Here is a 15723-nt window from a genome sequence, read left to right as displayed (position 1 = left end):
TCCGGCGTTTGCCGTGTGTTGTCTTTCGTTATAGTATCAGTATGTCTGAAAGCAGCCGCTGCTGATCAAGAATATTTATATATCCGTCAGAGTTATAGTCACTGCTGCGAAGCTGGGACTGATCGGGTTTAAGGGTTCCGAAAAGTATTCTTCTCATTATCAGCAGGTCGATGACACTGCATTTTCCGTCACCGTTTAAGTCACCGGGCTTATAGTCCTCCTTCAGTGTTTCCGCAGTGGCACATGCGTTCCTGCTGAACAGTTTGTCATCCGTGATCCTGTAACGTACAGCGAACAGGTATGAGGTATCAGGATCAAGACCGGAGAATACAGGACTGTCCTGCCAGATGAATATATGTTTACTTTCTGAATAGCATGCGTATTCAAGCCCTTCATGTTCTTCGAGGCGTATTTCATCACTGGTGATACCGGTTATCTTTATCAGATCTTCTGATATATCTTCGAGTTCCGGCATGACTACCGGACATACAGCTGACGCAAAATTACCTTCCGATGAAGCGTAAAAGAAATTCAGCGTTTCTCCCGGCCTGTAATATGAGGATGAAAGATTGTCAAGCTCTGCTGTTTCACTGCAGGGTGCCAGCCGGTCAGCAGAGTTTGCATTTCTGTCTGCGGTATTCGCGGTGCCACGCACATACATCAGATCATCCTCGAATATATTATTTAAACATCCGGTTTTATAGTCGATATATATTTCCGGTGCCGGTCTTCTTTCCGGAACGTGAATTAATTTCGTGTCAGTTTCCGGATCACCGTCACGCGGACAGATGATAAGGTCTTCAGATGTGTAGTCTGACAGGCTGTCATAGCAGTGGAATTCTTTTTCACCGTATTTTACAGTGAATCTGGTTTCATCGAATATAAGTCTTTCCTGTTCATAATCTATTACAAAATCCGGTGCTTCGCCCGGCATGGTAAAGGTGAATTCATGTATAGTGCTTGCCGGTTTATCCATAAAGGAATGTATTTTGATGTACAGGCAGTAGGTATGCCCCGGAAGAAGATCTTTTACAGTTATGGTCTCCCTGGCTGCCCTGTTTGAGAGCCAGTCACTGCCTGATCTTGCCGGTTTTTCATCTGATTTCAGACATACTTCGTAACTGATGTCTGTATGAGGTTCAGTCTCCGGCAGACTGAATGAAAAAGATGTATCGTCTGTAAATTCTGTTTTTATGTCATCATCAGTTATTACGGGACGTTCGGGAATATGTATGCAGACTACATCACTTTTCGGAGAACGTTCATCTGCCTGTGCCTGAAAATAAAGATCACTGTCGTATCCCGGATACACCCTGAATTCGCTTGTACCGTAAAGGCCGACAATACGGTCATGAACGTCCTTTGCATCGCTCATGTCAGGGGAGGTGCTGTAAAAAATCGTTCTTTTGCTTGAATACATTCCGTCGATAGTTTCGCTTGCCGCCGAAAAGGCATTGTCAGGATTTAGCTCCTTGTTGTAAAACAGTGACTTTCTCGGTTCAAGATGCAGAGTAACAGTATTTTCGCCTTCCGTTACAGTAAGATCTTCACCGAGATAATCGGTTATGCTTTCGCCGTTCTTTAAAATATGACCGTCCGGAGCCGTGACTGTGATCACTGTACCGTCTTCTGTGATGCCGCTGATATCACTGCTGATCCCGCCATCTGCAGACGGGCCTTCGGTATCGTTTCTGTCGTCACGTATCGAGATAGTCTCGTTAATGTAGTCCGGCAGAACACTGTCGCGTTTTATTTTCAGTGTGTATTCCGTGTCTTTAAGCCCGTCTTCGGAAGATGTGATCATAACAGTGGTAGTGCCGTAACCGACGCTTATTTTTTCGCTCTCATGACCGGAGATCAATTCTTTCCCGTTTACCGTGATCGTTCCGCTGCCTGAAGGACGGAGAACGACATGATCCTTTGAGCACGGCAGGCTGTATGTGAGATCTGTGAGGGGCTCATCTTCGCTGTCGTTTCCGACGGTCAGCGCTTCGTTATCAACAGTCAGTGAACTAAGTACGGAATGTTTTCTGTTCACCGGCTCCTCCTGCCATTCCGCTTCGGAAGATCCGAAGGCTTTTAAGCATACATTGCCGAGATAATATTCAAGAACCTGATCGCTGTTAAATGGTTCAGTAAGGGTGAGTCCGAAGGTATCCCGCCAGTTCGTGCCGTTGTAACTTATGAAGCTTTCACCGGAAACGGTGGTTCTGTCTATCTGTATGTCGCTGCTGCCGCACTCTATGCCCTTATAGGTCACGGAGGCTTCCAGCGGTACCGGATAGTAATTCTGAGGATTTTCAAGTCTGCATATTACCGCAAATTTTTCGCCTTTTTTTACTTTTACCGGGTCGTTCAGAGTAACGGTGTGGTAGCCGGCGTATTTTTCAGTGCCTGCAGTAATGTCACTCTGTATGCCGGAGGACGGATCCGTATCATAAAGCAGACCGGTACATACCGAGATCTCGTATGAAGCGTTGTTGTCGGTGGTGTAAAATCCGGCGCCGGTTATGTATTCATCATTTTCGGCTGTAAACACATTCGCCATATATCCTTTTTTCGGATCTGTCCTGTCCGGAGATACTCCTGCCGAATAGAAAAGCTCGTCGTGCTGGTAATTGGTCTGGAAACGTCCGCTTTTTTCAGCCTTAAGGCAGCATGTGTTGAATATGCTTTTATCATAGTATGAAAGATAGAAGAATCCTGAGTCGCCCCAGTTTGTACCCCAGCTGTTCTTTACTATCCAGGCTCCGTTTCCCGGAGGGGCGTCGTTGAAGTTTTCGCGGTCAAAGTTATCGTCATATCCGACTATCAGTACTCCGTGGTTGGTCTGGTCGGATGTTCTGTCGTAATACGAGTATGTGCCCGGGTTGTAGTATTCCTCACTGTAGCACATACTTATATTGACCGCGTTTCCTCCGGCGATCATATGTTTTATCTCATCATCGCTGAAACGTATTATTTCATCAGGCTTGCCGAACTCGTAGCTGAAAGGATTGATAATGTCCATTTCAGTCACGAGATAGTCGTGTCTGTTCTGAAGTGCAGGATCAGGAGTTATCTGTCCGGCAGTATCATAGGGCAGTACTTCTTCCTTTACAGGACCGAACCATCTTGCATATGATGCTGCGGCAAATGATGTATGACCGCCTCCGATGATATCTGTTGTGTCAACAGTATCCGGTGTATTGTCTCCGAAGAATGTGAAATATGCAAGATGAAATTCCGAAAGATCGACAAAGGGTTCGTTCTTTATAAGTGATGTTTCAAGGGCGGCGGATGCGGCAAAAGTCCAGCAGGTACCGAAGTCACCCTGATTTTTCACTTCCGACACGAGCCCGTGCTCACGCAGGTCATACCGCTCCGGCAGAGCGTTTATCTCGGCTGAACTTAAAGCCGGTGCCAGTGTAGTGATCGCATCAGTGATCAGCATATTGTCGTTGCCGCCGGCCGTCTCAGCATTTATCCTCTCCGCACCTGTATAAAAAGCAGCAACAGCAGCGAAAGCAAACAGCCCCGCTGCGATTTTCCTTATTTTCAAATCAAAGCCTCCGTTTATTCTTAATAAGATGATTTTAACATGAAAATGCTTTGATTACAACTGATTTTTATACAAAAATATGAAAAAAACGGTGAAATATTAAAAACCTAAATTTTTTTGAATTTTCACTTGTAAAAACCGCCGAAATATTATAGAATAGATATATGGGTGTGCTTTCGCCACCCATGCCACTAAACTAAGGAAACGCTGATTTGCATGTAAATCAGCGTGGGGGACGGGGCGAAGCTCCGTGCTCTCCCGTCATATATCCGGCTTGCCGGATATATGACCTGATTCAGTGTTTCTCAAAATTATATATTTGAAAGGAAGTTTAATAATGGCAGGTTTAAACAAGGTTACAGTAGATGATATCAGTGTTAAGGGCAAGAAGGTTCTTGTAAGAGTTGACTTCAACGTACCTCTCAAGGACGGCGTTATCACAAACGACAACAGAATCCAGGCTGCTCTTCCTACAATAAAGAAGCTTATCGCTGACGGCGGTAAGGTAGTACTCTGTTCACACCTCGGCAAGCCGAAGAACGGTCCTGAAGACAAGTTCTCACTCAAGCCGGCTGCAGACAGACTCGCAGAACTCGTTGACACAAAGGTAGTTTTTGCTAAGGACGACACAGTAGTAGGCGAAAACGCAAAGAAGGCAGTTGCTGAAATGAAGGAAGGCGAGATCGTAGTTCTCGAAAACACTCGTTTCAGAGGCAATGACGAAACAAAGAACGGCGAAAACCTTTCAAAGGAACTCGCTGACCTCGTAGACAACCAGGTATTCGTAATGGATGCTTTCGGTTCAGCTCACCGTGCACACGCTTCAACAGCAGGTGTTACAAAGTTCGTTAAGGAAACAGCAGTTGGTTACCTCATGCAGAAGGAAATCCAGTACCTCGGCAATGCAGTTGAAGATCCTGTAAGACCTTTTGTTGCTATCCTCGGCGGTGCCAAGGTTGCTGACAAGCTCAACGTTATCTCAAACCTCCTCGAAAAGTGCGACACACTTATCATCGGCGGCGGTATGGCATACACATTCATTAAGGCTCAGGGCGGTTCAGTAGGTCTCTCACTCGTTGACGACGAAAAGATCGACTACTGCAAGGAAATGATCGCTAAGGCTGAAAAGCTCGGCAAGAAGCTCCTCCTCCCTGTAGATACAACAACAGCAGCAGGTTTCCCTGATCCAATCGATGCTCCTATCGAAGTTTCAGTAGTTAAGTCAAGTGAGATCCCTGCAGACAGAGAAGGCCTCGACATCGGACCTGAAACACAGAAGCTCTACGCTGAAGCAGTTAAGACAGCTAAGACAGTTGTATGGAACGGACCTATGGGCGTTTTCGAAAACCCAACACTCGCAGCTGGTACAATCGCAGTAGCAAAGGCACTTGCTGAAACAGATGCAACAACAATCATCGGCGGCGGCGACTCAGCAGCAGCAGTTATGCAGCTCGGCTTCGGCGACAAGATGAGCCACATCTCAACAGGCGGCGGTGCATCACTCGAATACCTCGAAGGCAAGGTTCTTCCAGGCGTTGACGTAATCGCAGAAAAGTAATTCTGCTGCCATATTCAGAACCTAAAGGCGGGGTCTCTTCTCCGCCTTTTTGAATGTCGCAAAGGTATAGAAACCGACGCAAAGGCGAGCGAAGGTGCAGGGCGACCGCAAAGCCCTGCAAAGTAAAACTGCTTCAACTAAAAAATCTGAAGCAGCCTGAATAAAAATACTATCACAAAAGGAGTTATTATAATGAACAAGTCATTAAGAAAAGCAATCATTGCTGGTAACTGGAAAATGAACAAAACAAGACCGGAAGCAAAGGAATTACTTGAAGCTATCAAGCCACTCGTAGCAAACGCTGAAGGCAAAGTAGAAGTAATCGCATGCGTACCGTTCACAAACCTCGAAACAGCTATCAACACAACAGCCGGTTCAAACGTTAAGATCGGTGCTGAAAACGTACACTTCGAAAAGAGCGGCGCTTTCACAGGCGAGATCTCAGCAGACATGCTCACAGAACTCGGTGTTGAATACGTTGTAATCGGTCACTCAGAAAGAAGACAGTACTTCGGTGAAACAGACGAAACAGTAAACAAGAGAACACTCGCTGCTCTCGAAGCTGGCCTCAAGCCGATCGTTTGCGTTGGTGAAACACTCGAACAGAGAGAACTTAACATCACTGAAGAAGTTATCGCTACACAGATCAAGGTAGGCCTCAAGGGCACATGCGAAAAGTGCATCAAGAACGTAGTTATCGCTTACGAACCAGTATGGGCTATCGGTACAGGCAAGACAGCTACACCGGAACAGGCTGAAGAAGTATGCGCATTCATCCGCGGCGAACTCGCTAAGATGTTCGACAAGGCTACAGCTGATGCAGTAACAATCCAGTACGGCGGTTCAATGAACGCAGGCAACTGCAAGGAACTCCTCGCTAAGCCAGACATCGACGGCGGTCTCATCGGCGGTGCTTCACTCAAGGCTAACGACTTCAACACAATCGTTCAGGCTGCAGTAGAAGGCTAATCTATATATAAGTAATTATTCAGCAGTTTAACACTCAGATCAGCTTTCTGAGGTTTTCCCATCCTTAAGACAGAAGAACCAGTTCTTCTGTCACCCCCTCCCTCCGGGAGGGAGCAGGGGGTGGGGTTAAACTGCTATTTTAAAATTTAAATACTGAAAGGAACTGATAGGCGTGGCAAAGAAACCAGTCGCACTTATTATAATGGACGGCTATGGCTACAATCCGGATACATACGGCAACGCTATAGCAGCAGCTAATAAACCGAATCTCGACAAGTACTTCAAGGGACCGAACACAATAATCGGCGCAAGCGGACTTGACGTAGGCCTTCCGGACGGCCAGATGGGTAACTCTGAAGTTGGCCACACAAACATCGGCGCAGGCCGTATCGTTTACCAGATGCTCGTTAAGATCTCAAAGTCAATAAAGGACGGCGACTTCTTCGAAAACAAGGCACTTATGGCTGCAGTTGAAAACTGCAAAAAGAACGGCACAGCACTCCACCTCATGGGCCTTCTTTCACCTGGCGGCGTACACAGCCATTCAGAGCACCTCTACGGACTCCTCGAACTCGCAAAGAGAAACGGCCTTGAAAAGGTATACGTTCACACATTCCTCGACGGACGTGACGTTCCTCCTTCATCAGCTGCGGAATTCATGGAAGAAGCTGTAGCTGAAATAAAGAAGATCGGCGTTGGCTCTGTGGCAACTGTTGCAGGCCGTTTCTACGCAATGGACCGTGACAATGCATGGGACAGAGTTGAAAAGGCATACAATGCAATGGTTAAGGGCGAAGGAAACAAGGCTTCCGATCCTGTTCAGGCTGTTAAGGATTCATACGCAGCAGGCGTAACAGACGAGTTCGTAGTACCTGTTGTAACAGATGAAAACGGAATGGTAAAGGAAAACGACAGCGTTATCTTCTTCAACTTCCGTCCTGACCGTGCAAGACAGATCACAAGAGCATTCGTTGATCCTGAATTCAAGGGCTTCGAAAGAAAGTACTTCCCGGTACACTTCGTATGCATGGCACAGTACGACGCAGCAATGCCGAACGTTTCTGTAGCATTCCCTCCGGAAGAACTGAAGATGACTTTCGGTGAATACCTTGCAAAGCTCGGTAAGACACAGCTCCGTATCGCTGAAACTCAGAAGTATGCTCACGTAACATTCTTCTTCAACGGCGGTGAGGAAAAGCAGTTCGAAGGCGAAGACAGAATACTCATCAAGTCACCTGACGTTGAGACATTCGATATGAAGCCTGAAATGAGCGCTTACGAAGTAACAGATGCAGTTGTTGATGCGATCAATTCTGACAAGTACGACGTTATTATCCTCAACTACGCTAACTGCGACATGGTAGGTCACACAGGCGTATTTGACGCAGCGAAGGCAGCAGTTGAAGCTGTTGACACATGCGTTGGCAGAATGGTTGAAGCAATACTTGCAAAGGGCGGTATCGCACTTCTTACAGCTGACCACGGCAATGCTGACAAGATGTTCGAAGCTGACGGCAGCCCGTTCACAGCTCATACAACAAATCCTGTTCCGTTCGTTGTAGTGGGTAAGGACTGCAAGCTCCGCGAAGGCGGCGTTCTCGCTGACATCGCGCCTACAATGCTCGAACTCCTCGGAGTTGAACAGCCGGCAGAAATGACAGGCAAGTCACTCATCGCAAAGTAATTCAGATTTTATAAGGAAACACTGATTAACCCGGAAATCCGGCTTCGCCGGATTTCCGGAGGTGGGATTTGCGGGGCTTCGCCCCGGAGACCCACGCTGAATAAATCAGCGTTTCCATAAAAAAAGCACATATCGCAATACGGTGATATGTGCTTTTTTAGTTGAAAAATAACAATAAACAAGTACAAATGCATTAAAAAATCTTATGTCTTATTGAAAATATAGAAAAAGAAGCTACAATTTAATGTGAAGTGCACAAAAAACAAAAGTAATTACTATGACCATTAACAAAGTTTTCAAATATACTTTACTTTGGGAGAAAAAAATATTATAATATTAACAGCGATAGGACAGTGCTGTATACTTTATTATATTGTGTGCAGAGCTGTTTTATTTAGACCGTTTCATCTGTTGTAGTCTGTCTGACAGACCTGGTTCTGCATATGAAACGGTGTCAGGTATTTTTTTGAAGCCTCGTTTTTGAAAAAACAGGCAAGAAATTAGGAGGAAAATCAAATGTCAAGTAAAAATCTTAAGAGATCTTTAGCTGCTGTTGCTGCAGTTGCTATGCTTGCTGGCGTTGCTGCATTCCCGGTAAGTGACATTGACGTTGTATCTGCTGGTCAGGTACTCGGCGAAACAACATTCGATTACAAGGCTCTTCCATGGCATACATGTGAATCAAGCCCTGCTAAGCAGAACTTCGAACTTACTGAAGACGGTAATCTCCACGTAATGGTACTTGTTGCACAGGGTGCTGACAAGGAAAAGTGGGACCTTCAGGTAAGACACAGAAACCTTAACTTCAAGTCTGGTCATACATACACAGTATCATTCAGAGCTAAGGGCAAGAGAGCCGGCATGGAACTCTGCTCAAAGATCTCAAACATCAAGGGCGATGAAGAATACTGCGTATTATTCGGCGACAAGAAGGAAATGGGCAACGGCCCTCACAATGGCGGTCAGTGGGGCAAGGCTCTCAAGCTCACAACTGACTGGCAGGAAGTAAGCGGTACTTTCACACCAACAAAGGATCTCGAAGCATGTGAATGGGCATTCCACTATGCAAAGGGTACTCAGTACGAAGGTAACGCAGAAGACGGCGATGAAATCTGGTTCGACGACATGTCAATCATTGATGAGACAGGTTCAGATACAGACGCAGATCCAAACAACCACTACGGTGCTATCAGCCGTGACTTCAGCGGACTCAAGAACAACTACATCTCAGTAAACCAGGTTGGTTACTTCCCTAACCGTAAGAAAATCGCAGTTCTCGGCGATAACGGCGGTGATATCAATCACGGTGCTTCAAGCATCAGCCTTTCAGGTGCAGTTGACTTCGAAGTAGTTGACAAGAGCGGCAAATCAGTATTCAAGGGCACATCTTCTGCTCCTACAAAGGACGCTGACTCAGGCGATACAATCTGCAAACTCGACTTCTCAGAAGTAACAGAACCGGGTACATACCACATCGAGGCCGGCGAATACAAATCATTCGATTTCAAGATCGGTGATGACATCTACTCAGAGTCAGATCACAATCTCCTCACAAATGCGATGAACTACTTCTATCAGAACCGTTCAGGTATCGATATCGAAGAAAAGTACATCACATCAGGTGATAAGTCAACACTCGCTCACAAGGGCGGTCATAAGGAAGATACAGCTTCAGTTCAGAAGATCTGGAAGAACGAATACGCTTCAGAATCAGAAGCTACATCAACATACGCATCATCAAAGATCACAGCTAACGGCGGCTGGTACGATGCCGGTGACCACGGTAAGTACGTTGTTAACGGCGGTATCTCAGTATGGACACTCCAGAACATGTACGAAAGAGCTGTTCTTGTTGACGAAAGCAAGAAGTTCGATGACGGTTCAGGCACAGTAGTAGTTCCTGAAACAGGCAACAAGGTTCCTGACGTACTCGACGAAGCAGCAGTAGAACTCGACTGGATCGCTGAAATGAAGGTTGACGCTTCTGAACCAACATGGGGCAAGAAGGCTGCTGGTCTTTACTACCACAAGCTCCATGACCACAAGTGGACAGGTCTTGCTACAAAGCCTTGGGACTATGAAAAGGAATGGAAGACAGTACGTATAGTTAAGCCTCCAACGTTTGCAGCTACACTTAACTACGCTGCTTGTGCTGCTCAGGCTGCACGTCTCTGGGAACCATATGACAGCACAAAGGCTGCTAAGTATCTCTCAAGCGCTATCGATGCTTATAAGGCATACAAGGCTGCTTACTATGAAGCAGATCTCTCAACAACAACACATCCTGACCTTAAGTGCGACTGCCCTAAGGAAGAAATCAACGAAGAATCACTCTATGCACCAATGTGGCAGGCAAAGGGCGGCGGTCCTTACGGTGATAACTACGTTCTCGACGATGCTTACTGGGCAGCATGCGAACTCTTCGTTTCTGCAAAGCAGATGGGTGACGCTTACGCTGACGAAGCTCTCAAGGAACTCGAAAGCTACGATCGTGCATACCAAGTTACTACAAAGGTAACAGGCGGTGAAAACAAGGGTGGTTCACTTACATCATTCAACTGGGGCAACACAGCTTCAGCTGGTTCACTTTCACTTGCTCTCCACAAGGATCTCCTTTCAGATGCTGGCAAGAAGAAGGTAGAAGATTCTATCGTTGAAGCTGCTGATGCATACATCAAGGAAGAAGGAGCTCAGGGCTACGGACTTCCATATGCATACACAGGTGATGCATACAACGATCCTAACAACCTCGATCCTTCAATCATGATCAAGGGTTACGAATGGGGTTCAAACTCAATGGTTATCAACAATGCTATCGTTATGGCATATGCTTATGACCAGACAGGCGACGGCAAGTACGTTGACGGTGTAACATCTGCAATGGACTACCTCCTTGGTACTAACCCGCTCTCATTCTCATTCGTTTCAGGTTACGGTACATACCGTCTCCACAACCCACACCACAGATACTGGTCAAAGGAACTCGACAAGACTCTTCCATCAGCTCCTGACGGTGTTCTCTCAGGCGGTCCTAACGCTGGTCTCCAGGATCCATACGTAAGAGCTCTCGGCTTCGTTCCTGGTAAGGAAGGCAACCCATCACAGAGATGCTACGTTGACTCAATCGAAGCATGGTCAACAAACGAAGTTACAATCAACTGGAACTCACCACTTGCATGGGTTGCTTCATTCCTTGAAGATAACGGTAATGCAAAGGGTAAGGATGTAACTGATCCAACTACAAAGCCTACAACAACTACAACTGAGCCTACAAAGACAGCTGATCCAACAGTTGAACCTACAAAGACAACTGATCCAACAACACCAACATCAGCTCCAACAACAACAGATGGACTTCTCCTTGGTGACGTTGACCTCAGCGGTACAATCGACGTAACTGACCTTTCAACACTTTCACTCAGCCTTGTTGATAAGAAGGAACTCAAGGGTGACTCATTCAAGAACGCTGACGTTACAAAGGATGGTAAGGTAGATCTTACTGACCTTGCAACACTCAGACAGTACCTCTCAAAGAAGATCACAAAGTTCTGATTTTCTTAAGACGGAACTAAAACTGAATAGTTAATAAATTCCGCTCTTCGTCTGTCAAAGACGGAGAGCGGTTTTTAATTTTATTATACTGCGATCAGCAGAATGCATTTATTATGACGCATATTACACCTGATTTCAGAGGAAAACAAATGTTAAGAGGCTTTTATGACAGTAAAGGAAAAACTAAAAGGACTTTTTGAGAAAAACAGAGGCAGGTACCTTTCCGGCGAGGAAATTGCAGCAGATCTTGGCTGCACAAGAGGCGCAGTCTGGAAAGCAGTACGTTCACTTGAAGACGAAGGTTACAGGATCGATGCAGTGACCAACAAGGGCTACTGCATGCTTTCCGAAAATGATATAATAAGCGAAGAAGGAATAAAAAAATATCTTTCTTCCGGTGACAAAAACAAAATCGTGGTGTTAAAGCAGACTGATTCGACCAATCTCCGTTTAAAGGAGATCGCGGCAGAAGGTGCCACGGAGGGCACACTTGTCGTTGCCGGCGAGCAGACAGCCGGACGCGGAAGACTCGGAAGAACTTTTGCGTCACCGCCGGACAGCGGTGTGTACATGAGTCTTCTCCTGCGGCCGGAAATGGGTGCGTCCGATGCAATAAGGATCACGACAGCTGCTGCAGTTGCTGTGGCTGAGGTCGCCGAGCAGCTCACAGGCAGAAAGACCGGTATAAAATGGGTTAATGACATCTACTGTGAAGGAAGAAAAGTATGCGGCATACTTACCGAGGCTTCATTCAATGTCGAATTCGGCGGTTTTGACTATGCGGTGCTTGGTATCGGAATAAACGTGTACGAGCCGGAAGGCGGATTTCCTGATGAACTGAAGTCCGTGGCCGGTGCACTGCTTCCGGAAAGAGTACCCGATCTCAGAAACAGGATGATCGCCGGTATAGTAAACCGGTTTACAGAGCTTTACAGAAACATAGGCGACAGTACCTATCTTGACGCCTATGAAAAAAGACTTATGTGGAAGGGCGAAAAAATAAACATAATTTCACCGAAGGGAACTTCGGCAGCTGTTCTCAAAGGAATCGACCATGAGTGCGGACTTGTGGTGGAATATCCTGACGGAACGGAAGGCGTTATTTCAAGTGGTGAGATAAGTATACGTAAAAACTAAGAAAACACTGATTAAACCGGAAATCCGGCTTCGCCGGATTTCCGGAGGTGGGATTTGCGGGGCTTCGCCACGGACCCCGCGCTGATTTATGAATAAATCAGCGTTTCCCTAAACAACAGTCTGCATATACTCCGTGTCTTTTGGGTTTCGTTCAGAACACGAGGTCCGGTGCAAGCAGGCAGCACAGCAGAAAGTGAGGAACAAAATGAACAGTTTATTAAAAAGAATGATTGCGTCGGTCAGCGCTGTGTCACTCATCGTTCCGGCGTTTGCAATGACGGACGTGCAGGAAGTAAATGCCGGTCAGATGCTTGGCGAAACATCATTTGACTACAAGATCTTACCGTGGCACACTGTAGAGGCGTCTCCGGCAAAACAGAATTTTGAGATCACACCTGAGGGTGAATTTCACGTAATGGTACTTATATCACAGGGTGCTGAGAGGGAAAAGTGGGACCTTCAGGTAAGACACAGGAACCTTAACTTCAAGGCTGGCCACACATACACAGTATCATTCAAGGCTAAGGGCAAGAGAGCCGGAATGGAACTCTGCTCAAATATCTCAAACATCAGGGGCGATGAAGAATACTGCGTATTATTCGGCGACAAGAAGGAAATGGGCAACGGCCCGCACATGGGCGGACAGTGGGGCAAGGCTCTCAGGCTCACAACCGACTGGCAGGAAGTAACCGGTACTTTCACACCTACGAAGGACCTCGAAGCTTGTGAATGGTCTTTTCAGTATGCAAGGGGTACTCAATATGAAGGTAACGCAGAAAGCGGCGATGAGATCTGGTTCGATGACATGTCACTTGTTGACGAAAGTGCGGATGACTTCTGGCCTGTAGAGCGTTACGGAGCTGTAAGCCGTTCGTACAGTGACTTAAAAAACAATTATATTTCCGTTAATCAGGTCGGTTATTTTCCTGACCGAAGAAAAATCGCGGTTCTAAGTGATAACAAGGGTGATTTCATGCACGGCGCAGAAACGATCAGCCTTTCGGAAGCAGCAGCCTTTGAAGTAATAGATGCAAAGAACGAAAAAACGGTGTACACAGGTAAATCAACTGTTCCGGAGAAAGATGCTGATTCAGGCGACACAGTATGCAGGCTTGATTTCTCGGAAGTTAAAGAACCGGGTACTTACTACATCAGGTCCGGCGATTACAGATCGGCGGAGTTTAAGATCGGCAATGACATCTATTCTGAAAAAGATCATGACCTTCTTACAAATGCTGTGAACTACTTCTATCAGAATCGTTCAGGCGCCGATATAGAAGAAAAATATATTTCCTCAGCTGACAAGTTGTATCTTGCCCATCCGGGCAGTCATAAGACAGATACAGCTTCGGTTCAGAAGATCTGGAAGAATGAATACGCATCAAAGGACGAACCAGCGACAACATACGCTTCATCAAAGATCACCGCAAGCGGCGGATGGTACGATTCAGGTGACCATACAAAGTGTATGATAAACGGCGGCATGGCAGTCTGGACACTTCAGAACATGTACGACATGGCCGTTACCTCTGATGAAAGCAAAAAGTTTGAGGACGCTTCAGGTGCTGTAGTCGTTCCTGAAACAGGCAACAAAATACCTGACATTCTTGATGAAGCAGCATACGAACTTGACTGGATGGCTGAAATGAAGGTGGCTGAAGACGAACCGACATGGGGTGAAACCGCTGCAGGACTCTATTACCACAAACTTCAGGATCACAAGTGGACAGGTCTTGCTGTAAAACCTTGGGATTACGAAACAGAATGGGGAACAACGCGTATTGTAAAGCCTCCGACATTTGCTGCAACTCTGAACTACGCAGCATGTGCAGCACAGGCGGCACGTCTCTGGAAACCGTATGACAGTGCTAAAGCTGAGAAATATCTTGCGTCAGCAATTGAAGCATACAGGGCATATCAGAAGTGGTATTACGAAGCTGACGCGACAAGAGTGACCCATCCTGATTATAAGTGCGATTGTCCTAAGGAAGAGATCAACGAAGTGTCTCTCTACGCTCCGCTGTGGCAGAGTAAGGGAGGCGGAGCATACGGTGATTTCTACGTGGCTGACGACGCATATCTTGCAGCATGTGAGCTTTTCATCTCGGCTAAGGAAATGAAAAATGAGTATGCTGACGAGGCACTTAAGGAACTTGAAAAATATGATAATGCTTATGAGATAACAACTAAGGTTTATGACAATGATCATAATATGTCCGACCTCACAGTGTTTGACCATGAACATACAGGTTCTGCAGGAACGCTGTCACTTGCACTGCATGACGAACTCCTCAGAGATGTAAAAAGAGAGAAATTAAACAAGTCGTTAAAAGAAGCGGCTGATAAACTTCTGGAAACAGAGGAGAAACAGGGTTACGGTCTTCCATATGCATATGAGGTAAGTCCTTATTACGACAGCTTTGGTGATCCGACGATCCGTATATTCGGTTATAAATTTGAATCAAATCTGAATGTACTTAACAATGCGGCAGTACTGGCGTATGCCTATGAAAAGACCGGCGACAGCAGGTACATTGACGGCGTATCTTCAGCGATGGACTACCTTCTCGGTACAAACCCGCTTGCGTACTCATACATTACCGGCTATGGCGAGTACAGAGTTCATAACCCGTATCACAAGTTCTGGGCTAATGAGCTTGACAAGTCACTGCCTTCTGTTCCGGACGGCGTGATCTCCAGCGGTCCGAATTCCGGACTTGAAGACACTTATGTAAGACTGTTAGGATTTGTTCCGGGCAGGAAGGGGAATTTCCCTCAGCGCTGCTATGCTGATTCAGTCGAAGCGTGGTCGGTAAATGAGACATCACTTGAACTCAACGCATCACTTGCATGGGTGACATCGTTCCTTCAGTTAAAACATCCTTACAACTCTGAAGATCCGAAAAACACACCGGAACCGACTGAATCTCCGGAGCCGACTGAATCGCCGGAACCGACAGCAACTCCGTCCGATGATCCGCTTAAGAATGCAGAATACATTCCGGGTGACGTAACATGCGACGGAATAATCGATGTTACTGATCTTTCAACACTTGCTGTGGCACTTGTTGAACACGAACCGCTTGTATACATGCCGGAAAAGAATGCCGACGTAGACCACGACGGAGAAGTAACCCTAGCCGACCTTGCAAGGATCAGACAGTATCTTTCAAAGAAGACAGATAAGCTTTAATAAGCTGCCGTAGGCAGCTCACCGAGGCATCGGGTGTTTTATTACACCTGATGCCTTTTTTACAAAAACTATTTACTTTGTGAAGACGG

General features: G+C 46.3%; 7 protein-coding genes. 6 read left to right on the top strand and 1 reads right to left on the bottom strand.

Features of this window, described 5'->3' with window-relative positions; genetic code table 11:
- Positions 1 to 28: 28 nt before the first annotated feature.
- Entirely contained in the window at positions 29 to 3541 is a 3513-nt protein-coding gene (locus CC97_RS08520; RefSeq protein ID WP_044974608.1) for a lectin like domain-containing protein, read from the bottom strand.
- 337 nt (positions 3542 to 3878) lie between these two features.
- Here CC97_RS08520 and CC97_RS08515 point away from each other — a divergent pair, with 337 nt between their 5' ends.
- The 6 genes from CC97_RS08515 to CC97_RS08490 all read left to right on the top strand — a co-directional run bounded on the left by CC97_RS08515 (position 3879) and on the right by CC97_RS08490 (position 15634).
- Positions 3879 to 5099, top strand: coding sequence for a phosphoglycerate kinase (locus CC97_RS08515; RefSeq protein ID WP_044974607.1), 1221 nt, complete (start codon positions 3879 to 3881; stop codon positions 5097 to 5099).
- 192 nt (positions 5100 to 5291) lie between these two features.
- Positions 5292 to 6068, top strand: a complete 777-nt coding sequence (tpiA, locus tag CC97_RS08510; protein ID WP_044974606.1) for a triose-phosphate isomerase — start codon at positions 5292 to 5294, stop codon at positions 6066 to 6068.
- A 172-nt stretch (positions 6069 to 6240) separates the two neighbouring features.
- Positions 6241 to 7752, top strand: a complete 1512-nt coding sequence (gpmI, locus tag CC97_RS08505) for a 2,3-bisphosphoglycerate-independent phosphoglycerate mutase (RefSeq protein WP_081850043.1) — start codon at positions 6241 to 6243, stop codon at positions 7750 to 7752.
- Positions 7753 to 8268: 516 nt separating this feature from the next.
- Positions 8269 to 11304, top strand: coding sequence for a glycoside hydrolase family 9 protein (locus CC97_RS08500; protein ID WP_049962789.1), 3036 nt, complete (start codon positions 8269 to 8271; stop codon positions 11302 to 11304).
- 165 nt (positions 11305 to 11469) lie between these two features.
- Positions 11470 to 12441 carry a biotin--[acetyl-CoA-carboxylase] ligase gene (locus tag CC97_RS08495; protein WP_044974605.1) on the top strand — a complete coding sequence of 324 codons (972 nt, stop codon included), beginning with the start codon at positions 11470 to 11472 and terminating at the stop codon, positions 12439 to 12441.
- 205 nt (positions 12442 to 12646) lie between these two features.
- Positions 12647 to 15634 (top strand): glycoside hydrolase family 9 protein, encoded by a 2988-nt coding sequence (locus CC97_RS08490; RefSeq protein ID WP_049962788.1) that lies wholly within the window; start codon positions 12647 to 12649, stop codon positions 15632 to 15634.
- The last annotated feature ends 89 nt before the right edge of the window (positions 15635 to 15723 follow it).

This window comes from Ruminococcus sp. HUN007 (genome assembly GCF_000712055.1).
Lineage (GTDB): Bacteria > Bacillota > Clostridia > Oscillospirales > Ruminococcaceae > HUN007.
Note: the sequence above shows the minus strand (reverse complement) of the source record. Positions and strands in the feature narration are given on the sequence as shown.

Coding starts and splice junctions, on each gene's coding strand:
- tpiA (WP_044974606.1), top strand. CDS start 5,292: ATGAACAAGTCATTAAGAAAAGCAATCATTGCTGGTAACTGGAAAATG.
- CC97_RS08500 (WP_049962789.1), top strand. CDS start 8,269: ATGTCAAGTAAAAATCTTAAGAGATCTTTAGCTGCTGTTGCTGCAGTT.
- CC97_RS08515 (WP_044974607.1), top strand. CDS start 3,879: ATGGCAGGTTTAAACAAGGTTACAGTAGATGATATCAGTGTTAAGGGC.
- CC97_RS08495 (WP_044974605.1), top strand. CDS start 11,470: ATGACAGTAAAGGAAAAACTAAAAGGACTTTTTGAGAAAAACAGAGGC.
- CC97_RS08490 (WP_049962788.1), top strand. CDS start 12,647: ATGAACAGTTTATTAAAAAGAATGATTGCGTCGGTCAGCGCTGTGTCA.